This is a genomic window from Microbulbifer sp. YPW16 (assembly GCF_021290385.1).
In the GTDB taxonomy this organism is placed as follows: Bacteria; Pseudomonadota; Gammaproteobacteria; order Pseudomonadales; family Cellvibrionaceae; genus Microbulbifer; species Microbulbifer zhoushanensis.
Genome location: NZ_CP089928.1, coordinates 500754 through 527194, shown reverse-complemented (window position 1 = coordinate 527194; position 26441 = coordinate 500754). Strand labels below are relative to the sequence as shown.

22 protein-coding genes are annotated in these 26441 nt (G+C 61.4%); 15 read left to right on the top strand and 7 right to left on the bottom strand.

The features are described from left to right. Positions 1-270, top strand: coding sequence for a glutaredoxin family protein (locus LVE68_RS02305; RefSeq protein WP_232942785.1), 270 nt, complete (start codon positions 1-3; stop codon positions 268-270). 114 nt (positions 271-384) lie between these two features. Here LVE68_RS02305 and LVE68_RS02300 read toward each other — a convergent pair whose 3' ends face one another. Continuing rightward, on the bottom strand, positions 385-2346 hold the full coding sequence (locus LVE68_RS02300) for a transglycosylase SLT domain-containing protein (RefSeq protein ID WP_232942784.1): 1962 nt from the start codon (positions 2344-2346) through the stop codon (positions 385-387). A 158-nt stretch (positions 2347-2504) separates the two neighbouring features. On the opposite strand from LVE68_RS02300, the gene LVE68_RS02295 reads away from it, so the two are divergent. Next, positions 2505-4376: an ATP-binding cassette domain-containing protein gene (locus LVE68_RS02295; protein WP_232942783.1), complete on the top strand. Its 1872-nt coding sequence runs from the start codon at positions 2505-2507 to the stop codon at positions 4374-4376. Positions 4377-4475: 99 nt separating this feature from the next. Here the strand turns inward: LVE68_RS02295 and LVE68_RS02290 are convergent, their stop codons facing one another. After that, a complete protein-coding gene (locus tag LVE68_RS02290; RefSeq protein ID WP_232942782.1) occupies positions 4476-4916 on the bottom strand; it encodes a universal stress protein in 441 nt (146 codons plus the stop codon). A 154-nt stretch (positions 4917-5070) separates the two neighbouring features. Between LVE68_RS02290 and LVE68_RS02285 the strand changes: the two genes are divergently transcribed. From LVE68_RS02285 to LVE68_RS02270, 4 genes are all read left to right on the top strand, one after another. Then, positions 5071-5592 carry a hypothetical protein gene (locus LVE68_RS02285; RefSeq protein WP_232942781.1) on the top strand — a complete coding sequence of 174 codons (522 nt, stop codon included), beginning with the start codon at positions 5071-5073 and terminating at the stop codon, positions 5590-5592. A gap of 210 nt (positions 5593-5802) precedes the next feature. Continuing rightward, a complete protein-coding gene (topA, locus tag LVE68_RS02280) occupies positions 5803-8502 on the top strand; it encodes a type I DNA topoisomerase (RefSeq protein WP_232942780.1) in 2700 nt (899 codons plus the stop codon). Between the two features lie 5 nt (positions 8503-8507). After that, positions 8508-9005, top strand: a complete 498-nt coding sequence (locus LVE68_RS02275; RefSeq protein WP_232942779.1) for a DUF6586 family protein — start codon at positions 8508-8510, stop codon at positions 9003-9005. Between the two features lie 162 nt (positions 9006-9167). Next, the gene (locus tag LVE68_RS02270; RefSeq protein ID WP_232942778.1) at positions 9168-9422 is read left to right on the top strand and encodes a hypothetical protein; all 255 of its coding nucleotides are present in this window, start codon (positions 9168-9170) and stop codon (positions 9420-9422) included. Between the two features lie 330 nt (positions 9423-9752). Here the strand turns inward: LVE68_RS02270 and lexA are convergent, their stop codons facing one another. Beyond that, positions 9753-10358: a transcriptional repressor LexA gene (gene lexA / locus LVE68_RS02265; RefSeq protein WP_232942777.1), complete on the bottom strand. Its 606-nt coding sequence runs from the start codon at positions 10356-10358 to the stop codon at positions 9753-9755. 175 nt (positions 10359-10533) lie between these two features. Between lexA and LVE68_RS02260 the strand changes: the two genes are divergently transcribed. Further along, positions 10534-11175, top strand: a complete 642-nt coding sequence (locus tag LVE68_RS02260; RefSeq protein WP_232942776.1) for a TIGR00730 family Rossman fold protein — start codon at positions 10534-10536, stop codon at positions 11173-11175. A gap of 9 nt (positions 11176-11184) precedes the next feature. On the opposite strand, the gene LVE68_RS02255 is transcribed toward LVE68_RS02260, so the two are convergent. Further along, entirely contained in the window at positions 11185-11505 is a 321-nt protein-coding gene (locus LVE68_RS02255; RefSeq protein ID WP_232942775.1) for a DUF6763 family protein, read from the bottom strand. 134 nt (positions 11506-11639) lie between these two features. Between LVE68_RS02255 and LVE68_RS02250 the strand changes: the two genes are divergently transcribed. The 4 genes from LVE68_RS02250 to LVE68_RS02235 all read left to right on the top strand — a co-directional run bounded on the left by LVE68_RS02250 (position 11640) and on the right by LVE68_RS02235 (position 15146). Beyond that, entirely contained in the window at positions 11640-12278 is a 639-nt protein-coding gene (locus LVE68_RS02250; protein WP_232942774.1) for a TetR/AcrR family transcriptional regulator, read from the top strand. A 62-nt stretch (positions 12279-12340) separates the two neighbouring features. Continuing rightward, positions 12341-13366 (top strand): beta-N-acetylhexosaminidase, encoded by a 1026-nt coding sequence (gene nagZ, locus LVE68_RS02245; RefSeq protein ID WP_232942773.1) that lies wholly within the window; start codon positions 12341-12343, stop codon positions 13364-13366. 151 nt (positions 13367-13517) lie between these two features. Then, positions 13518-14615, top strand: coding sequence for a mechanosensitive ion channel family protein (locus LVE68_RS02240; RefSeq protein ID WP_233006754.1), 1098 nt, complete (start codon positions 13518-13520; stop codon positions 14613-14615). 315 nt (positions 14616-14930) lie between these two features. After that, the gene (locus LVE68_RS02235; protein WP_091512424.1) at positions 14931-15146 is read left to right on the top strand and encodes a cold-shock protein; all 216 of its coding nucleotides are present in this window, start codon (positions 14931-14933) and stop codon (positions 15144-15146) included. A gap of 281 nt (positions 15147-15427) precedes the next feature. Here the strand turns inward: LVE68_RS02235 and LVE68_RS02230 are convergent, their stop codons facing one another. From LVE68_RS02230 to mfd, 3 genes are all read right to left on the bottom strand, one after another. Further along, entirely contained in the window at positions 15428-16663 is a 1236-nt protein-coding gene (locus LVE68_RS02230) for a DUF819 family protein (RefSeq protein ID WP_232942772.1), read from the bottom strand. A 59-nt stretch (positions 16664-16722) separates the two neighbouring features. After that, complete coding sequence (locus tag LVE68_RS02225) at positions 16723-17451, bottom strand: peptidoglycan binding protein CsiV (protein ID WP_232942771.1); 729 nt, start codon at positions 17449-17451, stop codon at positions 16723-16725. A gap of 63 nt (positions 17452-17514) precedes the next feature. After that, positions 17515-20970, bottom strand: coding sequence for a transcription-repair coupling factor (mfd, locus tag LVE68_RS02220; protein ID WP_232942770.1), 3456 nt, complete (start codon positions 20968-20970; stop codon positions 17515-17517). Between the two features lie 309 nt (positions 20971-21279). On the opposite strand from mfd, the gene LVE68_RS02215 reads away from it, so the two are divergent. From LVE68_RS02215 to LVE68_RS02200, 4 genes are all read left to right on the top strand, one after another. Continuing rightward, the gene (locus LVE68_RS02215; protein ID WP_370636830.1) at positions 21280-22740 is read left to right on the top strand and encodes a glyceraldehyde-3-phosphate dehydrogenase; all 1461 of its coding nucleotides are present in this window, start codon (positions 21280-21282) and stop codon (positions 22738-22740) included. 369 nt (positions 22741-23109) lie between these two features. Then, complete coding sequence (locus tag LVE68_RS02210; RefSeq protein WP_232942768.1) at positions 23110-24450, top strand: Na(+)-translocating NADH-quinone reductase subunit A; 1341 nt, start codon at positions 23110-23112, stop codon at positions 24448-24450. A gap of 2 nt (positions 24451-24452) precedes the next feature. Then, the gene (locus LVE68_RS02205; protein ID WP_232942766.1) at positions 24453-25664 is read left to right on the top strand and encodes an NADH:ubiquinone reductase (Na(+)-transporting) subunit B; all 1212 of its coding nucleotides are present in this window, start codon (positions 24453-24455) and stop codon (positions 25662-25664) included. Beyond that, on the top strand, positions 25657-26439 hold the full coding sequence (locus LVE68_RS02200; protein WP_232942764.1) for a Na(+)-translocating NADH-quinone reductase subunit C: 783 nt from the start codon (positions 25657-25659) through the stop codon (positions 26437-26439). Before LVE68_RS02205 ends, LVE68_RS02200 begins: the two co-directional genes overlap by 8 nt. Positions 26440-26441: the final 2 nt, after the last annotated feature.

Genomic DNA, 26441 nt, shown 5'->3' with positions numbered 1-26441 from the left:
ATGGCGGGAGATAAACCGGCAGAGCTTCTGCTTTATACCACCCTCGGCTGCAGCCTGTGCGAGAAGGCCAAGGCAGAAATCTGGCCGGTGCTGGATAGCTTTGGGTTACGGCTCAGGGAAGTGGATATCGCCGCTGATGACGACCTGGAGCAGCGCTTCGGTACCCGGATACCGGTTGTGGGCCTCGGCGATCCGGAGGATGTGCTGGGGTGGCCGTTCGATCGCGATGGGCTGGTGGACTGGCTGCGGGTGCGTATCCGGCACCCATAGCTGGAGGCCAGGGCTGGAGAGTCAGCCCGGGCTCCCGGTTTCATTTCCTTTTCTTTCCTGTGCAGGCTTGCTTCTTTCACGCCAGGGTCCGGGATTCCCCCGGACCCTCCAGGCTCAGAGCTTGCTGGCGGCCTCGTTATCCCTCAATAAAGGTTTTGTCGTGCCGCTGCGATAGGCATAGATCACCGAGTACGCGAGTACATTCTGTACGTACTTGCGGGTCTCGTGGTATGGAATCGTCTCAATCCAAACGTCGTAGGGCAGCTGTCGGCCGGTTTCCCGCAGCCAGCCGGCCACCCGGGTGGGCCCTGCGTTATAGGCCGCGGCAGCGAGGATCCGGTTGTTGTCGAAACGGTTCAGCAGGGTCCGCAGGTAAAAGCTGCCCAGTGCGATATTGGTTTTCGGGGTCAGCAGGTCCCAGCTGCGGCGATAGCTCACCCCGGCCTTGCGGGCCGTGGCGCGGGCAGTGGATGGGAGTAGCTGCATCAGGCCCAGGGCACCGGCGTGGGACCTGGCGTCGTGCGCGAAATGGCTTTCCTGCCGCGCTACGGCGTAGATCAGGTAGGGGTCCAGCGCGGTTTTCTCGCTCATCCGGTTGCTGACATCGGTCACAATATCGGCAAAGGCGAGGGGGAAGCGCAGCTCCAGGTCGTCCAGGTAGTCTGCGGCGAGCACCGAGCGGATCGACTTGTGGTACCAGCCCCAGGCACTGGCGACCTTGCCGGCGGTCAGCAGCTCCGTGTGACCCAGCCCTTCGGTGGCATAATTCCACTCGCGCCGGGCATGGTAGAGCTCGCCAATGGCCTGCAGTTCACGGGCACGCAGCATGCCGGGGCGGGCAGCCATCTCCTCTACCAGCTCCGGTGTGACCTTGGCGGGACGATCGACGAAGCTGTAGTTCAGCCCAAGAATGTCGGCCGATAGAAATCCGTAATAGCTGCGCTCTTCCGCCGCCTGGCGATAGAGCTGTACAGCCTCGTCCGCGCGGCCCTTGCCGTACTGCTCTTCCAGGGAGCGCGCCTTCCAGTAGAGCCAGACATCCTGTAGCTGTTCCTCTGCGGGCAGGCGATCGATCCAGAATTCCACCTGGGCCCAGTCCAGCTCGCGCATCGACTGTCTTGCCAGCCAGCCGATGGTGCGTGGGTCGGTAAACTTCTCGGTCCGCTTGAAGAAGGCCCGGAGGCCGTCGATATCGTCCTGGCGGGCAAACTGCAGGGCCAGGTTGCGCAGCAGCTGTTCCCGCTCTGCATCGGCAAACAGGTAGCTGGTCTCGAACCGCTGCCAGGCCTGCTCTGCCTGGCGGGCATCTTTCCGGGCGAGGCGCTCGAGCCCGTGCAGGACAATCTGCCGGTACTCGGGGCGCTCATTGATAAAGCGCGTGTAATTGGAGAGCTGGCCGGGATCCCGGTGCACGGAGCGCAGCAGCTCGGCAAGGCGGGCCTGTCCGGGCTCCATTTTGCGGGCGATATACTCCGCCAGGTCCAGGTTGCGGTTCTCCACTGCCAGCAGGTGGCGACCCCAGGCCAGTTCGGGGGTCAGGCCGCCGTCTTTCATCCAGCGGTTGAATACCGGGTCACATTCCTCGGCCTGCGACCGGCCCACCATCCACAGCTCCTCAACCAGCGCGTATGCGGTATCCTTGTCGCCGTGACGGGACAGCGCGTCGGCGTAGTAACACTTGAGTGAGGTCCGGGTGATCTTGTCCGGTTCGTAGTACTTCAGGTAGGCGCGGAAGCGCTTGCGACTCCCCAGTTCGCGCAGGATTCGCACGCGCATCCAGTCACCGATGGCGGTGTCCCGGTGCTGGCTGATGAACTGGTCGATCTCGTCGTAGGGGAGGCGGTGGATTTTCCGGCTGATGGCCCAGTAGTCGAGATAGGGCAGGAGCGGGTAGTCTTGCAGCTCCTGTTTCAGGCGCTTGAGCTCGGCAGTATCGCCGCGGCCAATAGCCTCGCGGGCTTCCTGCAGTTTCTCCCGCTGGGCAACTGCTTTTTCCGCGTTGGTTTCGCCGAGTGCCGGGAAGGCAGCCAGCACCAGGAACAGCGTTAACGCGATTCCCTTTGCGTCAATCGACATAGTACTCACCCGATTGATAACTCGCGCCGGTAAAAGTAAAACAGCGCGTCAAATAATGCGTAAAATATCCTTTTCGCACAAGCCCGAATCGCCGGCCGGCAACAGTCCCGGGCGAGAATGAGAACGGGTACACCCTCAAATAGTGTAGTTGTAAAAGTATGTTGCTTCAGTTGGATGCCGTGAGCCTGCGGTATGGAACCCAGGTCCTCGCGGACAATGTCAGCGCCATGGTCGATCGCGGTGACCGGATCTGCCTGGTGGGGCGGAATGGCGAGGGCAAATCGAGCCTGCTGCGCCTGATTGGCGGCCAGGTGGACCCCGACGGCGGCGAGCTGGTGCGCACCACCGGTACTGTGGTTGCGGCCCTGGAGCAGGAGTTGCCCTCGGGGTGCCGCGAGAGTGTCTACCGCTTCGTCGCCGGGGGGCTGGGCCAGGTTGGCCTGTGGCTGGCGGATTACCGCGACGATCCCCGACCTGACCTGCAGTCACGTATCGAGGATTCCCATGGCTGGGACCTGATGCCGCGTATCGATAGTGTGCTCGACCGCCTGGGCCTGGACCCGGCGTCAATTGTCGGCGATCTATCCGGAGGCTGGCAGCGCCGTGCGGCCCTGGCCCGCGCACTGGTGATCGAGCCCGACCTGCTGATCCTGGACGAGCCCACCAACCACCTGGATATTGCCGCCGTCGAATGGCTGGAAAACTTCCTGGACACCTTTCGCGGGGCGCTGCTGTTCGTGAGCCACGACCGTGCGCTTGCCCAGCGACTGGCCCGCACGGTCTGGGACCTGGACCGGGGCGTCCTGCGGGTCTTCAATTGCGACTTCAACCGCTACCAGGCGGAAAAGGAAAAGCTGCTGGCCGAGGAGGCCCGCCACGAGGCCCTGTTCGACAAGAAGCTGGCCCAGGAGGAGACCTGGATCCGCCAGGGCATCAAGGCCCGCCGGACCCGCAACGAGGGCCGGGTGCGCGCCCTGCAGGACCTGCGTCGCCAACGGGAGGCGCGCCGTTCGCGCCAGGGCACGGCCAGGCTGTCCGTTGATTCCGGCGAGCTGTCGGGCAAGCTGGTGGCCGAGTTGACGGATGTCAGCTTTGCCTACCCGGGGGAGCCGCCGCTGGTGCGGGACCTGAATTTCACCCTGATGCGCGGTGACAAGGTGGGACTGATCGGGCCCAACGGCGCCGGCAAGAGCACCCTGATCCGGCTGCTGCTGGGCGAGCTGCAACCAGGTAGCGGCAACGTGCGCCTGGGGACGAAACAACAGGTAGCCTATTTCGACCAGCGACGGGACCAGCTGGACCCGGAAATGACCGTGCTGGACAACGTGGCCGGTGGGCGCGAGTCAATTACCGTCGGCGGCAAGACTCGCCACGCCATGTCTTACCTGGCGGATTTCCTTTTCTCCGGGCAAAAGGCGCGCACAGCGGTGTCGGCCCTGAGTGGTGGGGAGCGCAACCGTGCGCTGCTGGCAAAACTGTTCAGCCAGCCGGCCAATATCCTGGTACTGGACGAGCCAACCAACGATCTCGATGTGGAAACGCTGGAATTGCTGGAGCAGCTGCTGCTGGACTTTTCCGGCACCGTGCTGCTGGTGAGTCACGACCGGGCCTTCCTGGATAATGTGGTGGACTCCTGCCTGGCCTTCGAGGGTAATGGTGTCGTGCGCGAGTACGTGGGCGGGTACGAGGATTTCCTGCGCCAGGGTGGCCGGTTCACCTCGCCGGAAGGAGAGGGCGCTGCAAAGGCTGGGGAAAAGCCAAAGCCGCGGGATGACCAGGGTCCAGCGGCGAAACCCGCTGCGAAGAGCAAAAAGCTCAGTTACAAGCTGCAGCGTGAGCTGGACAGCCTGCCGGGCAAAATAGAATCGCTGGAAGAGCAAATCGGCGAGCTGGAAGAAGAGGTTTCCGGCCCGGGCTTTTACCAGCAGGAGCAGTCTCTTGTAGAGGAGCGGTTGCGCCTGCTGGCAGATCGCCAGGCAGAGCTGGAGGCGGCATTTGAGCGCTGGGCCGAGCTGGATGAGGGCGCCTGAGGAGCCCGTTCAGCCCGAGTGCCGGCGTTGCCGTCACCGCTGCGGAAGTGTCAGGCTAGTGCTGCCGTCCACGAGCGGCATTCCCTCCTTCTATTCGTCTTACTCGTCGGAGTGCACGCGCACCGCCAGCACGTCACAGCCTGCTCCGTGTAAAACGCCATTGGCGGTGGAGCCCAGTAGCAGCGCCAGGCCGTGACGCCCGTGGCTGCCGATGATCACCAGGTCGGCGCCAATCTCCTCTGCCAGGCGATGAATCTCTGAAGCCGGCTGGCCCAGCACCACATGCTGGCGTTCCTCGGGAATGCCCATGGATACCGAGGCCTTCTTGAGCTGGTCCCGGGCCTGGTCCTGCAGTTGTTCCTGCACTTCCGACAGGTCCATGGGGATATCGCCGCCGTACGCGAACGTCAGGGGTTCAATCACGTGAGACAGGCTCAGCTCTGCCCCGAATGCCTTGCCAATTTCCTCTGCTTTTTTCAGTACCTGGGAGGAATCCTCGGAAAGGTCCAGGCCCACGAGAATCTTCTTATAACTGGCCATCGGCATGCTGCTCCTTTTTTATTGGCTGGTGATAACTGTCCCGAATGCTCGATCAGTTTTACCCTCGAAAGAGTCTAATGTAAAACAAACCGGTTGACACAACTGGCATCGGGCGCAACACAATAGGCGCCTCAATCACCGAAATGGAGTTCGCATGTCTGGCTGGCTTCCAGTGCTAATCATCATTCTCGCGATCGCACTCGTGATTGGTCCCGTGATGTGGCTCAAGCCCAGTAGCCGGGACCGGCGGCTCGCGGGCCTCCGGCAGCGTGCAGCCGGCGCGGGTATGGTGGTGCAGATGTCCCGGTTACCGGAATCCCAGGGGCAGGGCACCGCGGCGGTTTACATCTCCCGCTGGGAAGATCCACGACGCCTGGAAACCGGCTGGGTGCTCGAGTTGCAGCGAATGGAACACGGCATGCATTTCAGCGGTCGCTGGGACTGGCGCGGGGACAAGTCGGCGCCCCGGCAGGCCTGGCCCTTGCTGCATGAGTTGCTGGATTCGATGCCGCCGGATGCGCTCGCCCTGCACGCCACCCAGGCCGGCCTGGGCATCCAGTGGCGGGAGCAGAGCGGTGACTCCGGTATGGATAGCCTCCTTGGGGCCCTGGAAAAGTTCCGGCCTGGAATCGAGGAGGCGATCCGCCGTCCCGCCCCCGCTGACGGGGGGCGATAGCGGCTCCCGGGCTGCACTGCGAGGCCGCCGGGAAGGGGCCCGGCAGAGGCCCCCGGGGTCATCCCTGTGAGGGTCGGCGGGGCAACTATTTTGGCGCTCTCGCTTGACCCCACTGGGGGCGGGGCTTATATATTCGCGCACAGCGGCCTGTCCAAAGTGGCGGTGCCAGAGTCTTAGCACTAAGAAATTTTCATTAAAAAACAAGTACTTATGGGTAAATCACTGGTCATCGTCGAATCACCGGCCAAAGCAAAAACGATCAACAAGTATCTCGGAAAGGACTTCGTGGTGAAGTCCAGCGTCGGTCATATTCGTGATTTGCCCACCGCCGGGGGTAACAAGCAACCTGTGGATCCGAAAGAGCGCGCCCGTCGCGCGGCGGAAACCCGCAAGCTGTCCCCGGAGGCAAAGGAAAAGTACAAGCGCAAGAAAAACCGCGAACAGCTGATCCGGCGCATGGGGATTGACCCCGACCACAACTGGGAGGCCCAGTACGAAATCCTGCCCGGTAAGGAAAAGGTGGTCAGCGAGCTGCGCAAGCTGGCGGAGAACGCCGATCATATCTATCTCGCGACGGATCTCGACCGCGAGGGGGAGGCCATTGCCTGGCACCTGCGCGAGTCCATTGGTGGGAATGAGGATCGCTACCGGCGCGTGGTGTTCAACGAGATCACCAAATCTGCGATCCAGGAAGCGTTCAAGGATCCCGGCCGGCTGAATATCAATCGGGTCAATGCCCAGCAGGCGCGGCGGTTCCTGGACCGGATCGTTGGCTATATGGTTTCGCCACTGCTGTGGGAGAAGGTAGCCCGCGGCCTGTCCGCCGGGCGCGTGCAGTCGGTAGCGGTGCGCCTTGTGGTGGAACGCGAGCGCGAGATCCGCGCCTTCATACCCGAGGAATACTGGACCCTGTTCGCCGACACCGAGACCGCGAAAGCCAACGCCCTGCGCCTGGAAGTGAAAAAGCAGGCGGGTGAGGCCTTCCGGCCCACTAACGAAGAGCAGGCCATGGCGGCGACGAAAGCGCTGCAGGGCAGCGACTTTACCGTCAGTGCCCGGGACGATAAGCCCACCAGCTCGAAGCCCTCAGCACCATTTATTACCTCGACACTGCAGCAGGCGGCCAGTAACCGCCTTGGTTTCAGCGTCAAGAAAACCATGATGCTTGCCCAGCGCCTGTATGAAGCGGGTCACATCACCTATATGCGTACCGACTCCACCAACCTCAGCAAGGAGGCAGTGGAGTCCGCACGGGAATTTATTGGTGAAAAGTTCGGTGACAAGTACCTGCCGGACAGCCCCAATAATTACGCCAGCAAAGAGGGGGCCCAGGAGGCGCACGAGGCCATTCGCCCATCCGATGTGCGGATGCAGCCCAATATGCTGACTGGTGTCGAGCGCGATGCCGAGCGCCTGTACAACCTGATCTGGCAGCAGTTCGTCGCCTGCCAGATGACCCCGGCACAGTTTACCTCGACCTCGGTTGTTGTCTCCGCCGGGGACTTCGAGCTGCGTGCCCGTGGCCGTGTTATCCGTTTTGACGGTTTCCTCAAGGTGGCCCCGCAGACCAGTAAGAAAGAAGAGGATGCGGTGCTGCCGGACGTCAAGGTCGGTGAAAAACTGGCCCTGAAGAAACTCGACCCGAAACAGCATTTCACCAAGCCGCCGGCGCGCTTCAGCGAGGCGGCGCTGGTAAAAGAGCTGGAAAAACGCGGTATCGGCCGGCCCTCGACCTATGCATCGATTATTTCCACCATCCAGGATCGCGGCTATGTGCGGCTCGAGAACCGCCGTTTCTATGCCGAAAAGATGGGGGACATCGTCACCGACCGCCTGAGCGAGAGCTTCAAGAACCTGATGGATTACGGGTTCACCGCCAGCCTGGAGGAGTCACTGGACTCTGTCGCCGAAGGTGACAAGGGCTGGAAGGACCTGCTCAACGAATTTTATTCCGACTTCTCCTCGCGCCTGGAGAAAGCCCAGGCGGCAGAGGGCGGCATGCGCCGCAACACGCCCACAGACACCGATATCGAGTGCAGTAAGTGCGGGCGCCATATGCAGATCCGCACCGGGTCCACCGGGGTTTTCCTGGGCTGTTCCGGCTATGCGCTGCCACCCAAGGAACGATGCACCAACACCATGAACCTGGTGTCCGGGGACGAGGCAGTGGATGCCGACAAGGACGAGGACGCGGAATCCCGCCAGTTGCGAGAGAAGCGGCGCTGTCCCAAGTGCGGCACGGCCATGGACAGTTACCTGCTGGACGAGCAGCGCAAACTCCATATCTGCGGCAACAACCCGGACTGTAATGGCTACGAGGTAGAGAAGGGCACCTTCAAGATCAAGGGTTACGATGGCCCGGTGATTGAATGTGACAAGTGTGGCAGCGACATGCAGCTCAAGTCGGGCCGTTTCGGCAAGTACTTTGGCTGCACCAATGACGAGTGCAAGAACACCCGCAAGCTGCTCAAGAATGGACAGCCTGCACCGCCCAAAATGGATCCGGTGCCCATGCCTGAACTGCCCTGCCAGAAGGTGGAAGACCACTATATCCTGCGCGACGGTGCCTCGGGGCTTTTCCTTGCCGCCAGCCAGTTCCCCAAGAACCGCGAGACGCGGGCACCGCTGGTCAAAGAGGTGTTGCCGCACAAGGATGAGATCGATCCCAAGTACAGTTACCTGTTCTCGGCGCCCACCGAGGACGACCAGGGCCGCGATACGGTAATTCGCTTCAGTCGCAAGACCCAGGAGCAGTACGTACAGTCCGAGGAAGACGGCAAGGCCACCGGCTGGCGCGCGTTCTATCGCGATGGCAAGTGGCAGGTGGAAGCGACCAAGAAGGCGGCGACCAAGAAAGCGGCGACCAAACGCAAGCCGGCACGCAAGAAAGCCGCCGCCAAGGACAAGTAGGGTCTATGGCCAACCCCTACACCGGCAGCGTGGCCGCGGCATTGCGCAAAAGCCAGCTACTGCTTGAGTCCGCTCCCGCAGGGGGGCTGCACCAGGCTGCCGTGCAGGATGCCGTGGTGTTGCAACTGTGGCTGGCATACCGGGCGTTCCTGTGTGAGCTGGCGCACCAGCTGCAACTGGGCAGCCAGCCGGAGTCGCCGGGGCAGCTCGCCCGTGATGCTGCCTCCCGCGGTATGTCGTCTTCCGAGGCGGCCGAACTGGAGGCCCTGGCAGGGGACCCGGAGAGCTGGCTGGCGGGTATAGAAGCGGCCTGGCTGGGGTTATGGCAATTCTCCGGTAGCCGCGCCTCGCAAGGCAATGGAGCGGGCTCCCCGGCGCAGGTAATTCCCCTTCGCGACCTTTCACGGCAATCTGCCGCCCCTGACCTGGATGCCCTGCGGAACTGGCGGGAGTCGATGGTGGAGCTAATCCGGCGCCAGCGAGCGCATATGGAAGAGTATTAGCGGCCAACCCGGGGGCCGCGATCCAGCAACTGCCTGCTGCGCTCCGGCTGCAGCAGCCCTGGCCGCCCCAGGCCCGCGGGCCAGTCCGGAGCCTCCCGTACACTGATTCTACCTCCTTCCCTGTGTTACACTGCGCAAAACTTGATGTTGCAGGAGAAGCGAATGTCCTCCGAAACTTTTGAAATTATCGAACTCGCCAACGGCGATGTCGCCCTGCGCCGTGCCGGGGAGAAGGAGGATCCGCTGGTGCGTATTCATTTTTCGGACGCCAGCTCTGAATTCTTGCGCGAGCACAAGATTGCAGTGGCCCGTGCCATGTTGGAAGCCGGCATCGACGCCGTGCAGAATATTGATGAGATTGCGGCCGAATACCTCGAGGAAGAGGAATTGGAGCCTGTTAACCACACAATCCACTGATCCCCTCGCCGGGGCCGGCCAGCGAGCCGATGCTGCTGCTGGTCGCCCATCCAATACCCTCCAGCCCCTCACCGGGCCCACCTGATACCCATCCCGAACCGGCTGTTGAACTGTGCCAGGCCGCCGCGCCGTCCTGCCCGGGCGCACGCCAGGGGCGCAGACGCGTGTGCGTGGCTGATGCTGGTGACAGTTACGGACGGCGGCAGGTACCCGCGGGACTATACGAAACCCGCGGAATAGTGCGAAGGCGTGGTGTTGCTGAGAAGATAGGGGGTTAGGCCCTGCCCAACTGGGAGGGCAGGGGTTTCGTCGTTACAGAGTGTGCCCGGGTCAGGGACTCTGCCGGATCACGCCCACGGCCAGGCCCTCAATGACAAAGTGCTTGTCGCGCATATCTACCTGAATTACATCGAATTCCTCGTTCTCCGGCAGCAGTTGCACGGTTGCCTGGTTGCCCTTGCGGCGGAAGCGCTTGACGGTTACCTCGTCCTCAATCCGGGCGACAACGATCTGCCCATTGCGTACCTGGTCAGTGCGCTGCACGGCCAGCAGGTCGCCGTCGAGAATTCCCGCATCCCGCATACTCATTCCGTGGACGCGCAGCAGGTAATCTGCCGGCGGGTGGAAGAAGTCTGTGGGCAGGTCACAGTAATCCTCGATATTTTCCTCGGCGAGTATCGGGTTACCCGCTGCTACACGACCGACGATCGGCAACCCCGGGTGATAATCGGGTATACGGATTCCGCGGGAGGCTCCCGCCACCATTTCGATGGCACCCTTGCGGGCCAGCGCCTTGAGGTGTTCTTCGGCGGCATTGGGGGATCGGAACCCCAGCTGCCGGGCAATTTCCGCGCGGGTAGGGGGATAGCCGGTTTCATCGAGGTAGGTCTTGATCAGCTCGAGTACCTGGGATTGGCGGGCCGTGAGATTGGTCATAGATTCACCTGGTCGTGTGTCTGTATTTTTATACAGTTGCTGTGATTATATACAGATTTACCCCCGGCGCAAATTCACAGCGCTGTCGTCACATACTGCTACATTGGAGGGAGAGACAGGGAAGAACCGACAAAATAACAAGCGTTGAGAAACGCGACAGAACAGGGAAAGTGGAATGTTAGATGCCAAGATGCCCGAGGCCTGGCGCGTCCTGCGTATCCAGTCCGAGCTGGTGGATGGAATAGAGCGCCTGATTGCGCTGACTGGTGCGGTGACCGTATTTGGCAGCGCGCGGTTTACCGAAGAAAGCCCGGAATATAAACAGGGAGTACGGCTCGGGGAGCTGTTGGCTGCGGAGGGAATCTCGGTAATCACCGGCGGCGGGCCGGGATTGATGGAAGCCTGCAATCGCGGGGCACACCCGCAGCCGGGGGCATCCATCGGCCTCAATATTGAATTGCCGTTCGAGCAGACGGCCAACCCATACCAGGATATCAGCCTCCACTTTCGCTACTTTTTTGTGCGCAAGTTCATGTTCGTAAAGCACGCCGTGGGGTTTGTCGGCTTGCCAGGCGGATACGGCACGCTGGACGAGCTCTTCGAGGCCCTGACCCTGGTGCAGACGCAGAAAGTCCTTCATTTCCCGATTGTTCTGGTAGGGCGCCGTTACTGGGCGGGCCTGCGCGACTGGCTGGTGGATACGGTACTGCAGAGCAAATGTATCGACGCATCCGACCTGGACCTCTTCCATGTTGTCGATACCGTCGATGAGGCGGCAGAAATTATTATCGACTACATCCGCGAGCGCGAGCAGTAGTCAGTCGGTTCAGAGGGATTCATCGGTACCGCTGAAGCTCTCTCCCTCCAGGTAATCCAGCGGGTTTTGCTCTTCGGGTATGCCGGGATCGCTGGAGCTGGGGCTGTGCTCCCGTGCGGTCATGCCATAGGCGATATTGGCGTCTTCGGGTGGAGGAGCCGGAGCCAGCGGCAATACCTGCCATTGCTCCATGTCCAGCTCATCGAGGGTGCCGTCGAGGTACTGGATTTCGATTGTCCTGTGCAGGTCGTCGAGGGCGACCACCTCGAACAGTTGTCCACTCTCCAGCATCTCGAACCAGTTGCCTATGTCAGGGTGGCTATGTGCCATGATCCTTGTCCCCTTGCGTTTGACTTCCAATCTAATGTCTGCCTGCCGCCTTCAGTACCCGCGATTTTTCGGATACAAGTGTGCTAATCTCAGCCAGATCAAAACAAGTGTTTAAATTGTTGGTTTGAATTTGTATGACCCAGACAGATACGGTCAGTCGGATTCTGGATGCCGCAGAGGTACTGTTTGCCGAACGTGGCTTCACGGAGACCTCACTGCGCACCATTACCAGTACCGCCGGGGTCAATCTCGCAGCGGTAAATTATCATTTCGGGTCAAAAAAAGAACTGATCCAGGCGGTGTTTGAGCGTTTTTTGACGCCCTTTACAGAGACCCTGGCCGCAGACCTGGACCGGCGGGTGGCTGCAGGCGAAAAGCTGGAAGTGGAGGAGCTGTTGGGTAGCCTCTTCCGCGGCGGTGTGGCGAGCCTGGCGGCGGAGGGGCGTGATCCCCAGCGGTTCATGCGCCTGCTGGGCATGGCCTATACCCAACACCAGGGCCACCTGCGTCGCTATATCGTGTCCCGCTATGGCGAGAGCTATCGTCGTTTCGCCGGCCTGCTGAGCCAGGCATTGCCGGGAATCGACCCGGTCACTTTCTACTGGCGGCTCTATTTTATGCTGGGGGCGACGATCTTTACCCTTTCGAGCTTTGATGCCATCGACGCTATCCTCAGGGAGGATTTCGACGCGCAAAGCAGCCTGCCGGAAACGCTCGACCGCCTCGTGCCCGCAGCTGCGGCCATGTTGCGGGCGGATACGGAGAAGTCATAAGCGAGACTTTAGCGCCGGCGGATGCAGGCTGTACCGCCAGTGTTAAGCAATGAGGGAATAAGATGGGTGAATTGATTGGTCCGGTAATGGTTGATGTCGAGGGCACCGAGCTCACGGCAGAGGACCGGGAAGTGCTTCGCCATCCGCTGGTGGGTGGGCTGATTTTCTTTGCCCGCAACTACAGCAGTCGCGCACAGTTGCGGGCGCTTGTCACCGAGATCCGTGACCTGCGCCCGGAGATCCTGCTGGCAGTTGACCAGGAGGGCGGGCGCGTGCAGCGTTTCCGTGACGACTTTACCCGCATCCCCTCCATGCAGTTGTTGGCCGCCAATGCGGATGCGGACCAGTTGCGTGATGCGGGCTGGTTGCTAGCGGCGGAATTGCGTGCCGAGGATGTGGATTTCAGCTTTGCCCCGGTGCTGGACGCCGATGACCAGCACTGCCGCATTGTCGGTGACCGCAGTTTTGCCGCAGACCCGGCACAGGTCGCCTCCCGGGTGCGTCCTTTCATGGAGGGGATGCACGAGGCCGGCATGGCGACTACCGGAAAGCACTTTCCCGGCCATGGCCATGTGCTGGAGGACAGCCACGAAGAATTGCCTGAGGATGAGCGCACGCTGGAGGAAGTAATGGCCTCCGATGCGCTGCCCTTTATCGAGTGCATGGGGGCCGGGGAGCTGGATGCGGTCATGCCCGCACATATCCGTTTTGTTCGCGTCGACCGCAATCCGGTTGGCTTTTCCCGCCTGTGGCTGCAGCAGATACTGCGCGGTGAGCTGGGATTCGACGGTGTAATCTTCAGCGATGACCTGTCAATGGAAGGCGCGGGTGCCGCCGGCGGTTATGGGGCCAGGATCCGGGCGGCCATGGATGCTGGTTGCGATATGGGAGTGGTGTGCAATAACCGGCAGGGGGCGCTGGAATGCCTGGAGGCACTACAGGGCTTTACACCACCCCCGGAGTCTGCCGCCAGGCTCCGGCGCATGCGCGGCCAGCCCGGGGCAATGGGCTGGGAGGCACTGCAGCAGGACGAGCGCTGGCAGCGTACGCGGAGCTGGCTGGAAGACCTGCTGGCCCGTGGGGGCTGAAGTACTGCCCCGACACTGGGGGCTAATTCTGTTTTCTTCAGGGATTGGTGCTGGAAATCCCCCCGCCACCCGCGTTATTTTCCGCAACCATTGAATCTGAATATCGCTATATCAGGAGTAACCGCTGGTGGAATCTGCACAGTCGATGGTAATGGCCTGGATCGGGGACAACCGGTTCTGGATCGTCGCAATCTTTACGATCATCCTGGTGACCGCGCTGGCGGCATGGCTGTTCGGGCGCTTTGCCGCACGGCTGGAGAAGCGCGCCGAGCGTACTGTCAACGCCTGGGATGATGCGCTGGTCAAGGCGCTGAACCCACCCGGCGCAGTCCTGATCTGGCTGTTTGGCCTCACGATCGCGGCGGGGCGCGCGGGCAAGGCCACCGGGGCAGAGATATTCTCCCTGGCTGGTACGGTACGGGAAATCGGGCTGATTCTGGTCATTACCTGGTTTGCATTGCGATTCGCCCGGACGGTCGAGCACAACCTGCGCGATCCCCGGTATATGGCCAAACCCATGGATGCGACTACGGTGCGGGCGCTGGGCAAGCTGGTGCGTGCATCCATTGTCATCACCTCGGCGATGGTGGTGATGCAGTTCCTGGGATATAGCATCAGCGGCGTGCTGGCATTTGGTGGTATTGGCGGCCTGGCGGTGGGCTTCGCGGCGAAGGACCTGCTGGCGAATTTTTTTGGCGGCCTGATGGTGTACCTGGATCGCCCGTTCAAGGTTGGGGACTGGGTGCGCTCACCGGACAAAGAGATCGAGGGCACGGTTGAGGATATCGGTTGGCGCCTTACGCGGATCCGCACTTTCGACAAGCGCCCGCTCTATATCCCCAACGCGGTTTTTAACCAGATTTCCGTGGAGAATCCCTCCCGGATGCTGAACCGGCGGATCTTTGAAACCATTGGTATCCGTTACCAGGATGCGCCTTTGATGGCGGCCATTGTGGCTGATGTAAAGGCGATGCTGCAGGAGCATCCGGAGATTGATACCAATCTGACGCTCATTGTGAACTTCAACAGTTTTGCGCCGTCCTCACTGGACTTTTTTATCTACACATTCACGAAAACCACTGACTGGATCCGCTATCACGAGATCAAGCAGGATGTTTTGCTCAAAACCCTGAACATTGTCGAACAGCATGGCGCATCCTGCGCTTTCCCGACTTCGACATTGCACGTGGCGGAGTTGCCGGCGGAGCTGCACGGGATTGGCGCACCCGAGGCGACTGGTACGGCCTAGGGCGAATCGCAGGGGAGCTTGCCTTGCCGACACGGCGCGCACACGGCCGGGGCAAGACAGGAAAAGCACAAATGTTCAGAAAAGGGGGCCTGGCCCCCTTTTTTTGTCCTTTTATTGCGCAGCTCACGAAATCTGTAGTAATTATTTCACGCTCAAACCTAGACACTGGCGTCGTTTTATCTAAGAATCAGGTAGTGTGTTCGTTGGTGAACCGGTGGACACATTGTGGTTCAGTGAGCCGAGGAACGGCCGCTGCAATGGAGAGTCGTTCGCTGCACCGGTGGTGGGCGCAATAACAATAATGAGGTTGTCTTAATGAGTGATCGCGTTACAGGTACTGTGAAGTGGTTTAATAACGCCCGGGGTTATGGCTTCATCACCTGTGGAGAGGGTACGGAAGATATCTTTGTTCACTACCGCAGTATTCGCGGCGAAGGGTACAAAACCCTGAACGAGGGCCAGTCGGTCGAGTTCGAAATGCAGAAGGGCGACAAGGGGCTGCTGGCGGAAGACGTCGTTCCGTGTGAGTGACCCCACCCGATTGTCGATCTCGCCAGTCTGAATTGATGTTTACCGGGCCGGAATGGCCCAGCCGCATTGACCAGGGCTGGCAGGTCGCTTTCTTCTAACCCGCCTCAAATAATTCCCGCTGCCTGTAATATGGTGTGAGCGCCTCATGTTCGCGCGCCTGTGGGATACGTCCTGCTTCCACTTCCCCCACGATATCGAGAACCATTCTTCTCTTGGCCCCCCTATACCAGCGCTGTGGACAGCGCCGGGGCTCCATTCCCGGCAGCTGTCGGTCCGCAGCCTTATGCTGCCCCGATCACACGTAACAGCTGGCCACAGAACCAGGCGGCATAAGTGCCCAGCGCGTAGCCCATTACTGCCAGCAGGACGCCCACCGGTGCCAGGGAGGGGTGGAAGGCGGCAGCGACGACGGGTGCTGATGCGGCACCACCGACATTGGCCTGGCTGCCCACCGCCATAAAGAAGGTGGGGGCTTTGATCAGCTTGGCCACCAGTAACAGGAGCCCGGCGTGGACGGCCATCCAGATGGCGCCCAGCAGGAACAGTTCCGGGCTGTCGCGCAGCGCGGTAATGTCCATATGGGTACCAATGGTGGCCACCAGGAAATAGATAAAGACCGATCCCACCTTTGAGGCGCCCGCGCCCTCGAGTTTCTTGGCCGGGGAAAACGCCATGGCAACGCCCAGGGTAGTGGCGATGATGATCAGCCAGAAAAACTGGCTGGTGAAGCTGAACCGGGCCAGCTGTGGCGCGTTGGTCTCGAACCACGGCGCCAGGGTATCGGCAAAAGCATGGGCAATGGCGGTGACACCAAACCCGACCGCCGCAATCAGCATCAGGTCCGGCAGGCTGGGGATGCGCGAGTGCTTTTTCTGGATTGCCTCGACTTTCTCGCGCAATTCGGTGATCGCCGTGGTGTCGGCACCGCGACGTGCGTCCAGCTGTTTGGCATTACCGGCCATGATCAGCAGCGCGGCCATCCAGATATTTGCAATGATCACATCGACGGCCACCATCGCCGAGAACACCTGGTCGCCAACGGAGAAGATTTCCTTCATGGCGGTCTGGTTGGCACCGCCGCCGATCCAGCTGCCGGCCACCGTGGTCATGCCGCGCCAGACAGCTTCCGGGCCACTGACGCCCAGCATGCCGGGGTCGAGCTGCGCCATGACAAGCAGTGCCAGCGGTCCGCCAATCACGATCCCCAGTGTGCCGGTCAGGAACATGATCAGCGCCTTGGGACCCAGGCTCACAATGCCTTTCAGGTCAATACTGAGCGTCAGGAGCACCAGGCTCGCCGGCAGCAGGAAGCGGGAGGCCACGTAGTAAAGCTGCGATGCCTCGGCATCGATAATGCCGAATGTAGTCAGCAATGAGGGCAGGAAGTAGCACAGCAGCAGTGCGGGGACAAAGCGGTAAAAGCGTTTCCAGAAGCGGTGTTCGCTGCCAGCGGTATAAAAGACAAAGCCGAGAATTGCGGCCAGCATGCCGAGAATGATGGCGTCGTTGGTAATCATGGATTCCTGCTGGGGGTCTGTGGATTGTCGTTATTGGTCTTATTTCGCAGTGGTGCGGGCTATACGCCCGCATCCGCCGCTTCTTCGGTCTCATCCACCTTGCGTACCTGGATCAGTACGCCGAAGAGGGGGTGGTCAAGGTAGTGCAGCTCACCGCTGCGCATGCGTCGCTCCTGCTGCAGCGTTGCAACCCGGGCGGCATAGGCTGGTGATTCGGCTCGCAGCGGCGCGATGCCGGCACTGCCGGTGGCCAGGTCCAGGGGCTCGTCTTCCTGCTTTGTTGGTGTCGGCAGGAGTATCCCGCCGGTGGCTGTCTCCGGCCCCCCAAATTCACTCATCCAGAGATTCGTGCTCAGGTGCAGGTAGCGTGACACGCTTAACTTGACTGTGCCCTCCAGCTGGCTGTGGCTGCCATAGGTCTCGCCACCGCTGACCAGGATCGAGGGCGAGCGGCGCTTCTGCCAGAGTTGCTGCTGCCAGGCCTTGTGGAACAGTACCCGGTAACTGCTGGACCGCTGCAGGGCGGCGGCCTTGTTATCCAGCTGGGTAGCGACCTGTGTGAGTACGGGATTGCCCCCGTCATCGGTGCTGGAGAAATCGATCCAGCGGCTCGGGTAAGACAGTCGTGGCGCGGCCGGCCAGTCCTCGCGAGCGCCCTCCATGCCGGCGGTGCGACTGAAGACGATCATTTCAATCTCGAACGTATTGCCGGCATAGCTGGCGGCCTGGGTGCCTGCAGCGCAGGTAGCCAGCAGCAGGGCGGTGCACAGTTTGATGAATCGGGTCATGTTGATACCGCTTGCTTTGTTATGTTTGGGGCGCCGACGCACGGCGCCAAAGAGCACAGTCTATCATTGCGCCAGTTGCTCCAACACTCCTGCGACCTGATTCAGGCGCATGTCCGCACCCTCCTCGTCGAGGGCAAAACTGAGCTGGTTGGCACCCTGCAGCTGGTAGCGCCCGGGCTGGTTCTGCACCAGCTTGACCAGGGTGAGTGGATCCACGGCGGTTTCCTCGGAAAACTCGATGCGCCCACGCGCGGCCGAGGCCTCCAGTTTGCGGATGCCCATCTGCTCCGCCTTCAGCTTTATCTCGGTGGTCCGGAACAGGTGCTTGACCGGCTCCGGCAACAGCCCGAAACGGTCGATCATCTCTACCTGCAGCTCTTTCAGCTCCTGGGCATCCCGGGCGTTGGCGATACGCTTGTACATCATCAGGCGCCCGTGCACATCGGGAAGGTAATCCTCGGGGATCAGGGCCGGTACGCGCAGGTTGACGTCGATCGCCGGCGATTCCAGCGGCTCGTCGATATTCGGTGTGCGTCCCTCGCGGATGGCCTTTACCGCCTGGTCCAGCATTTCCATATAGAGGGTGAAGCCGACGCTCTGGATCTGGCCGCTCTGCTCCTCACCCAGCAGTTCACCGGCACCGCGGATTTCCAGGTCGTGGGTCGCCAGGGTAAAGCCGGCGCCCAGGTCCTGGGCCTCACTGATGGCCTCGAGGCGCTTCACCGCATCGGCGGTCATCGAGCGCTTGTGCGGGGTCAGCAGGTAAGCGTAGGCCTGGTGGTGGGAGCGGCCTACGCGGCCGCGCAGCTGGTGGAGCTGGGCGAGGCCGAACTTGTCGGCACGCTCGATCAGGATGGTATTGGCACTGGGTACGTCGATACCGGTCTCGATAATGGTGGTGCACACGAGCACATTGAAGCGCTTGTGGTAGAAGTCGCTCATTACCTGTTCCAGCTCGCGCTCACGCATCTGGCCATGGCCGATACCGATACGGGCCTCGGGAACCAGGGCCTCCAGCTCCCGGGTAATGCGCTCGATGCTCTTGACCTCGTTGTGCAGGAAATACACCTGGCCGCCGCGCAGGATTTCCCGCAGCACCGCCTCCTTGATCAGGGCCTCGTCCCGCTCCCGCACAAACGTTTTTACCGACAACCGGCGCGCCGGGGGCGTGGCGATCACCGACAGGTCGCGGATGCCGGCCATGGCCATATTCAGGGTCCGGGGAATCGGGGTGGCGGTGAGTGCCAGGATATCCACCTCGGCCCGCAGGCTCTTCAGGCGCTCTTTCTGGCGCACCCCGAAGCGGTGTTCCTCGTCAATGATCAGCAGGCCCAGGTTCTTGAAGTCCAGGTCGCTCTGCAGCAGCTTGTGGGTGCCCACGAGAATGTCGACCTTGCCGCTGGCGACACGGTCCTTGACCCCTTCAACCTCCTTGCCGCTGCGGAAGCGGGAGATCACCTCGATATTGACGGGCCAGTCGGCGAAACGGTCCTGGAAGGACTGGAAGTGCTGCTGGGCCAGCAGGGTAGTGGGTACCAGCATGGCAACCTGCTTGCCGGCATGGGCGGCAACAAATGCCGCGCGCATGGCCACTTCGGTCTTGCCGAAGCCCACATCGCCGCAGACCAGCCGGTCCATGGGCTTGGCTGACAGCATGTCGGCCACCACTGCCTCGATCGCCTGCTGCTGGTCCGGTGTTTCCTCAAACGGGAAGCCCGCCGCGAATTCCCGGTACGAGAGTCCGGGGTCGGCGAAGGCGTGGCCGACGCGGGCTTCGCGCCGTGCATAGATGTCGAGCAGCTCGGCCGCGGCATCACGGACCTTCTCGGCGGCCTTGCGCTTGGCTTTCTGCCACTGTTCGCTGCCGAGCTTGTGCTGTGGAGCCAGTGCCTCGTCTGCCCCGGAGTAGCGACTGATCAGGTGCAGGCTGGCCACGGGGACATAGAGCTTGGCCTCGTCGGCGTACTCGAGGGTCAGGAATTCTGCCGGCTGGCCGTCGATCTCCAGGTGCTGCAGGCCCCGGTAGCGACCGACGCCGTGGTCAATATGCACTACCGGTGCGCCGATGCGGAGCTCGGCCAGGTTGCGGACCGCGTTTTCCGCGTCATCCTTGGCTTTCTTGCGCCGGCGCTGCTGCAGTACCCGCTCGCCGAACAGCTGTGGCTCCGCGATCACGTTGAGGGCGGGCTCCCGCAGGCACAGTCCCTGGTCGATGGGGGCCACGGTAATGCCGTGGGTCTCGTCACTTTCCAGGAACTCGGACCAGGAATTGAACAGCACCGGTTTCAGGCGGATGCTGTCCAGCAGTTCCAGCAGGGATTCACGCCTGCCGCTGCTCTCGGCACAGAACAATACCCGGCCGCTGTATTCCATCAGGTAGGCTTCCAGCGCGGCCAGGGGATTTTCGGCCTTGCCGTCCACCGGCAGCCTGGGTGGGGTGACGGTGGGAAAGTTGTAATTGCCCTCCGCCTCCGGAACCTCATCGGAAGAGAAGATGGCCCGTTTCAGGTTTTTCAGGGCGCCATTGAACTCGTTGATTTCCAGCAGGATCTGCCGCGGCTCGAGGATTGGCCGGGTCAGGTCGCCGCGCCGGCTCTCGTAGCGGTTGCTGACTTCCCGCCAGAAGTTTTCCAGCGGCTCCTGGATCTCCCCCTGCAGGAAGGCCGCGCTGCCCTCGGGCAGGTAATCAAAGAGGCTGTCGCAGCGGTCGAAGAACAGTGGCAGGTAATACTCGATGCCGGCCGGGGCGATCCCCGCACTGATGTCCTGGTAGATGGAGACCTGGCTGGGATCGCTGTCGAACTGCTCATGCCAGTTCTGCAGGAAGCCGCTCAGGGCGGCCTTGTGCATGGGGAACTCGCGCGCCGGCAGCAGGTTAACGCTGTCCACTGTCTCAACGGTGCGCTGGGTCTCAGGGTCGAAGGTGCGCAGGCTCTCAATTTCGTCATCGAACAGGTCGATGCGGAAGGGCAGGGAGCTGCCCATGGGGAAGATATCCATCAGGGCGCCGCGTACCGCGAACTCGCCATGCTCATAGACAGTATCGACACAGTGGTACCCGGCCTGCTCGAGTACGCGGCGCTGGGTGTCCAGGTCGAACTGCTGTCCCTCCTTCAGGATCAGCGCATTGCCAGCCACATAGTCCCGCGGCGGCAGCCGGTGCAGCAGGGTGCTTACCGGGGCAATTACGATACCCGGCCCCATCTGCGGCAGCCGGTAAAGGGCGGCCAGGCGGTCAGAGATGATGTCCTGATGGGGTGAGAAAGTGTCGTACGGCAGGATCTCCCAGTCCGGGAAATGGATGATCTCCGTCGGCAAACCCCTGTTAAAAAATTTCAGCTGGGCTTCCAGGCGCTGGGCTTCCAGGCTGTCACGGGCCACCAGCAGGGTCGGCGCGTGGCTTTGCCGGGCGGTATTCAGGATCGCCAGTGCGGCGGCCGCGCCATGCAGTCCACCCCAGAACTGGCGGTCAGTTCCGGATCGGAAGGGGGGCGGGGAGAGGGGCTGCAAATCTGTCATCTTTCCTTATATATCCACGCTTTCAGGCGGGCCTCGGCCCGGGCGGCGGTTATTGTAACTGCGAACAGATCGCGGTGCAGGCCGGTCCTGTCCGTGGGCGCCATTCGGGTCGTTAAAGGTGGGGTGTGAAGCGATTCCGGGACCGGGGATCCGGTGGGGATGAACTGGTAGTTTTACTACAATTTTTTGGTGTTTTTTTGCCCGGTTGCGCGCCCCGGGGCATATCCTGATAATGCGCAGCCACGCGGCCTGGGAGCCTTTTTCCGGCCGCGATTTGCCTGCCTACACAACTGATTGCAGAGGTGTCTGATAGTGACTCAGAAGCGACCCAAGCCCGCGGATTTTTTCAAGGACTGGAAAGAGCGCGAAGCGCTGGCTGAATCCATGATCCCGATGATCGGCAAGCTCAACCGTGAGCGTAATGCCGGCATCTACATGTACGGCCGCAACCTGGTAAACCGCTCCGTGTTGAGCATCATGAAGGCACACCGCTTCGTGCGGCAGGTCGAGGGTAACGAACTCTCCGAGTGGGAGACCTACCCGGTGCTGGAAGCGATTACCAAGCTGGACCTGGGGCCGGTGCATATCGACCTGGGAACGCTGACCAACAAATATATGCGTGACGACCGCGGCATGTCCGTGGATGAGTTTGTGCGCGCAGAGCTGGCCGGCGCAGAGGGTGCCGGCAAGCCGATTCCCGAGCCGCGCGATGTAGTTATTTACGGCTTCGGCCGCATCGGTCGCCTGGTGGCGCGCCTGCTGATCGAGAAGGCCGGCAGTGGTGATGTGCTGCGCCTGCGCGCAATCGTGCTGCGCAAGGGCAAGGCGGACAACGACCTGGTGAAGCGCGCCTCGCTGCTGCGTCGCGACTCTGTCCACGGGGCTTTCAAGGGCACCATCCGTGTTGATGAGGAGACCAGCTCCCTGATCTGCAACGGTAATGAGATCAAGGTGATCTACGCCAACTCCCCGCAGGAGGTCGATTACACTGCCCACGGTATCCACGATGCGATCGTGGTGGATTCCACCGGCGTATGGCGTGATGAGGAAGGCCTGAGCCAGCACCTGCAGAGCCCCGGCGCCTCCAAGGTGATCCTGACTGCCCCGGGCAAGGGCGACATCAAGAACATCGTTTACGGTATCAACAACGGTGATATCACCGACGATGACAAGATCATCTCCGCCGCATCCTGCACCACCAATGCGATCGTGCCGGTGCTGAAAGCAATGATGGACGGCTTTGGTGTCGAGCATGGCCACGTGGAAACGGTCCATGCCTATACCAATGACCAGAACCTGATCGACAACTACCACAAGGGTGAACGTCGTGGCCGTGCCGCAGCGCTCAATATGGTGCTGACCGAGACCGGTGCCGCCAAGGCGGTGGCCAAGGCGCTGCCGGACCTGAAGGGCAAGCTGACCGGTAATGCCATCCGGGTCCCGACCCCGAATGTGTCCATGGCGATCCTGAACCTGCGCCTGGGCAAGAAAACCACCAAGGAAGAGCTGAACGAGTACGTCCGCGAGGTGGCCTTGCACTCACCGCTGCGCCAGCAGATCGACTACACAAACAGCCCGGAAGTGGTCTCCTGTGACTTTGTGGGTTCCCGCCGTGCCTGTGTGTTCGACTCCAATGCCACCATTGTCGAGGACGACAATGCGGTGCTGTACTGCTGGTACGACAACGAGTTTGGCTACAGCTGCCAGGTGGTCCGCTGCCTGGAGGACATGGCCGGCGTCCGCTACAAGCTGTTCCCGAAGCGCGACTGACCGACCTGTCCCTGCGGTCACAGCAGTGGCCGCCGGCCCCGCCGGCCTCATGCCGGCGGGGGCCGAGCCCCGGACCTCCGCGGCTCCCCACCTCAAATCCTTGTTTTTCCAGCAAAAATTTCCTTCTGATCGGCCATTTCGGCCACTTCTGCTCTGGTAAAGCAACGGTCCCATCTTTATAATGCGCGCGATTTTAGTGGGGCCACCGTGCGCCGAGATTAGCTCCTCCCGCCCGTCCATCGGGTGACTGCGGTTTAAGTCCTCGCAAAGCGTGAATTCCTGGATACAGCCCCCGGGCCGGGCCAGATGTCACCGGTCTGACAGCTGTATTCGCACAGTTTCTTAAACTAGTAACTTAGGCATAGGCGTATGAGAAAGATCCGTCGGGGATTGGATTTACCCATATCCGGCGCGCCCGAGCAGGCCATCCATGATGGACCTGCGCTCAAGACCGTCGCTGTGCTCGGCCCCGATTACCACGGGATGAAGCCGACCATGGCGGTGGCAGAGGGGGATAGCGTCAAACTGGGGCAGCTGCTGTTTACCGACAAGAAGACCGAGGGTGTGCGCTACACCGCACCCGCGGCCGGTAAGGTAGTCGCCATTAATCGCGGCGCCCGCCGCGTGCTGCAGTCTGTGGTGATCGAGATTGACGGCGACGAGGCGGAGCAGTTCGCTTCCTACAGCGCCGAGCAGCTCAAGACCCTGACCGCGGAGCAGGTTCGTGAGAACCTGGTGCAGTCCGGTCTCTGGACCGCCCTTCGCACGCGCCCGTACAGCAAGGTCCCGGCCCTGGATGCCGAGCCCTCAGCCGTCTTCATCAATGCCATGGACACCAACCCGCTGGCGGGTGACCCGGCGCTGGTGATTGCCGAGCAGCGCGATGCCTTCTCCCGCGGGGTCGAGATCCTGGCCAAGCTGGCGCCGAAGACTTTTGTCTGCACGGCCCCGGACGCCGATATCCCGGTGCCGGAAGGTGCCGGTATCAGCCGTGAAGCCTTCGCCGGCCCGCACCCGGCCGGCCTGTCCGGTACCCATGTCCACTTCCTGCAGCCGGTCAAGCCGGGTCGCAGTGTTGTGACCATTGGCTACCAGGACGTCATTGCCGTGGGCAAGCTGTTCGAGACCGGACGCCTGTTCACCGACCGCGTGGTGGCCCTGGGTGGCCCGCAGGTGGAAAAAGCCCGCCTGCTGCGTACCCGCCTGGGCGCGAACCTCGAGGAGCTGACCGCAGGTTCCCTGAAGGAAGGCGATAACCGCATCATCTCCGGTTCCGTCTTCGGCGGTCGCAAGGCCAGTGGCCCGCTGGGTTACCTGGGCCGCTACGCCAACCAGGTAAGCGTGCTGGAAGAGGGCCATGAGCGTCCGTTCCTGCATTACCTGCGCGCAGGTAACAAGCGCTTCTCCGCGCTGCCGATCTACCTCTCGCGCCTGTTCAAGAACCGCAAGTTCAACTTCACCACCAGCACCAATGGCTCGGAACGTGCCATGGTGCCGATCGGTGCCTACGAGCGGATCATGCCGCTGGACATCCTGCCCACACAGCTGCTGCGTGCACTGATCGTGGGGGATACCGCCACTGCCCAGCAGCTGGGCGCGCTGGAGCTGGACGAAGAAGATCTGGCCCTGTGTACCTTCATTTGCCCGGGCAAGTATGAATACGGCCCCATTTTGCGGGACAACCTGACCCGTATTGAGAAGGAGGGTTAAGGATGCTGCGCAAATTCCTCGATTCCATTGAGCCGCACTTCCACAAGGGCGGTAAATACGAAAAGTTCTACGCGCTTTACGAGGCGATCGACACTGGCCTGTTCCAGCCCGCCGAACGCACCAAGACCACCGCGCATGTGCGCGACGGTATTGACCTGAAGCGCATCATGATCAGTGTGTGGGCCTGCGCGATGCTGGCCGCATTCTGGGGTATGTGGAATATCGGTTATCAGTCCAACCTGATTATTGCCGATATGGGCACTACCGAGTTCGATGGCTGGCGCCACGCGATTATCGGTGCGCTGACCAGCTACAACCCGGCCAGCACCTGGGACAACTTTGTCTACGGTGCCATGTTCTTCCTGCCGATTTATCTCGTCACCTTCGTGGTCGGCGGTATCTGGGAAGTACTGTTCGCCGCAGTGCGCGGTCACGAGGTGAACGAAGGCTTCTTCGTAACCTCTATCCTATTCGCACTGAGCTGCCCGCCGGACCTGCCGCTGTGGCTGGTAGGTATGGGTATCAGCTTCGGCGTGGTGATCGGTAAGGAAGTGTTCGGTGGTACCGGCAAGAACTTCCTCAACCCGGCGCTGACCGGCCGTGCGTTCCTGTACTTTGCCTACCCGGCCTCCATGTCCGGTGACATGGTGTGGACCGCCGTCGACGGTTACTCCGGCGCTACCGCGCTGTCTGTGCTGGCCAACGAGGGTGTCCAGAACGGTGTGGTGGCCGCTGCCGCCGGTCCGCTGACCTGGTGGGATGCGTTCTTCGGCAACATGCACGGCTCCATTGGTGAGACCTCCACCTTTGTGATCCTGATTGCCGGTGCCATCCTGATGACCATGAAGATCGCCAGCTGGCGCATCGTTGCCGGTACCATGCTGGGCATGATGGCCACCGCCACGCTGTTCAACTTCATCGGCTCCGACACCAACCCGTTCTTCAATGTGCCGTGGTACTGGCACCTGGTAGTCGGTGGTTTCGCGTTTGGCCTGATCTTCATGACCACCGACCCGGTATCGGCGGCGATGACCAACATGAGCCGCTGGTACTACGGCATCCTGATCGGCGTCATGACCGTGCTGATCCGTGTCGTGAACCCCGCCTTCCCGGAAGGCATCATGCTGGCGATCCTGTTCGCCAACCTGTTCGCCCCGCTGTTTGACCACTTCGTGGTGCAGTCCCATATCAAACGGAGGTTGGCACGTGGCTAATAAAGAAACTGTCAAGGGAACCCTGATCGTAGCCCTGGTGCTGTGTATCGTGTGTTCCGTCGTGGTCTCCACCGCGGCCGTTATGCTGAAACCCATGCAGCAGGCCAATGCGGCGCTGGACCTGAAGCGCAATGTACTGCTGGCCGGTGGCCTGATCGATCCCGACCAGGCCGGTAAGGCGGCGGTGGAAGAGGCATTTGCCAACGTCACCAAGAAGTTCGTCGACCTGCGCACCGGCAAGTTCACCGATGAGCAACCGGCTGGTGGCAGCGGTCGTGCAGCGGCCAAGGTCCCGGATGCCAGCGAAAAGCTGACCCCGGAGCAGGATGTTGCCAAGATCATCCGTCGCGAGAACATCAAGGAAGTATTCCTGGTGGAAGAGGGCGGTGAGCTGAAGAAGATCATCCTGCCGGTTCGCGGTTACGGCCTGTGGGGTCAGCTGTATGGCTTCCTGGCCCTGCAGAGTGACCTCAACACCGTTGCCGGCCTGGGTTTCTATGAGCATAAAGAAACTCCCGGACTGGGCGGTGAAGTCGACAACCCCAACTGGAAGGCGATCTGGGAAGGCAAGGAAGTGTACGACCAGGATGGTGATGTTGCCCTGAGCGTTATCAAGGGTAGCGTCGACAGCAACACCCCGAACGCTGAATACAAGGTCGATGGCCTGTCCGGCGCGACCCTGACCAGTAAGGGTGTCGACAACCTGATCGAATTCTGGCTCGGCAGTGAGGGCTATGGTCCCTTCCTGAAAAACCTGAAAGCAGGGGAGGCGTAAGC

What these genes read in the sequence shown, in the direction of transcription:
- LVE68_RS02230 (WP_232942772.1), bottom strand. Translation starts at nt 16,663, where the DNA reads ATGATTACCAACGACGCCATCATTCTCGGCATGCTGGCCGCAATTCTC.
- LVE68_RS02250 (WP_232942774.1), top strand. Translation starts at nt 11,640, where the DNA reads ATGACCCAGACAGATACGGTCAGTCGGATTCTGGATGCCGCAGAGGTA.
- nagZ (WP_232942773.1), top strand. Translation starts at nt 12,341, where the DNA reads ATGGGTGAATTGATTGGTCCGGTAATGGTTGATGTCGAGGGCACCGAG.
- LVE68_RS02235 (WP_091512424.1), top strand. Translation starts at nt 14,931, where the DNA reads ATGAGTGATCGCGTTACAGGTACTGTGAAGTGGTTTAATAACGCCCGG.
- LVE68_RS02285 (WP_232942781.1), top strand. Translation starts at nt 5,071, where the DNA reads ATGTCTGGCTGGCTTCCAGTGCTAATCATCATTCTCGCGATCGCACTC.
- LVE68_RS02270 (WP_232942778.1), top strand. Translation starts at nt 9,168, where the DNA reads ATGTCCTCCGAAACTTTTGAAATTATCGAACTCGCCAACGGCGATGTC.
- LVE68_RS02305 (WP_232942785.1), top strand. Translation starts at nt 1, where the DNA reads ATGGCGGGAGATAAACCGGCAGAGCTTCTGCTTTATACCACCCTCGGC.
- mfd (WP_232942770.1), bottom strand. Translation starts at nt 20,970, where the DNA reads ATGACAGATTTGCAGCCCCTCTCCCCGCCCCCCTTCCGATCCGGAACT.
- LVE68_RS02295 (WP_232942783.1), top strand. Translation starts at nt 2,505, where the DNA reads ATGTTGCTTCAGTTGGATGCCGTGAGCCTGCGGTATGGAACCCAGGTC.
- topA (WP_232942780.1), top strand. Translation starts at nt 5,803, where the DNA reads ATGGGTAAATCACTGGTCATCGTCGAATCACCGGCCAAAGCAAAAACG.
- LVE68_RS02255 (WP_232942775.1), bottom strand. Translation starts at nt 11,505, where the DNA reads ATGGCACATAGCCACCCTGACATAGGCAACTGGTTCGAGATGCTGGAG.
- LVE68_RS02260 (WP_232942776.1), top strand. Translation starts at nt 10,534, where the DNA reads ATGTTAGATGCCAAGATGCCCGAGGCCTGGCGCGTCCTGCGTATCCAG.
- LVE68_RS02300 (WP_232942784.1), bottom strand. Translation starts at nt 2,346, where the DNA reads ATGTCGATTGACGCAAAGGGAATCGCGTTAACGCTGTTCCTGGTGCTG.
- LVE68_RS02205 (WP_232942766.1), top strand. Translation starts at nt 24,453, where the DNA reads ATGCTGCGCAAATTCCTCGATTCCATTGAGCCGCACTTCCACAAGGGC.
- LVE68_RS02290 (WP_232942782.1), bottom strand. Translation starts at nt 4,916, where the DNA reads ATGGCCAGTTATAAGAAGATTCTCGTGGGCCTGGACCTTTCCGAGGAT.
- LVE68_RS02240 (WP_233006754.1), top strand. Translation starts at nt 13,518, where the DNA reads ATGGCCTGGATCGGGGACAACCGGTTCTGGATCGTCGCAATCTTTACG.
- lexA (WP_232942777.1), bottom strand. Translation starts at nt 10,358, where the DNA reads ATGACCAATCTCACGGCCCGCCAATCCCAGGTACTCGAGCTGATCAAG.
- LVE68_RS02210 (WP_232942768.1), top strand. Translation starts at nt 23,110, where the DNA reads ATGAGAAAGATCCGTCGGGGATTGGATTTACCCATATCCGGCGCGCCC.
- LVE68_RS02275 (WP_232942779.1), top strand. Translation starts at nt 8,508, where the DNA reads ATGGCCAACCCCTACACCGGCAGCGTGGCCGCGGCATTGCGCAAAAGC.
- LVE68_RS02225 (WP_232942771.1), bottom strand. Translation starts at nt 17,451, where the DNA reads ATGACCCGATTCATCAAACTGTGCACCGCCCTGCTGCTGGCTACCTGC.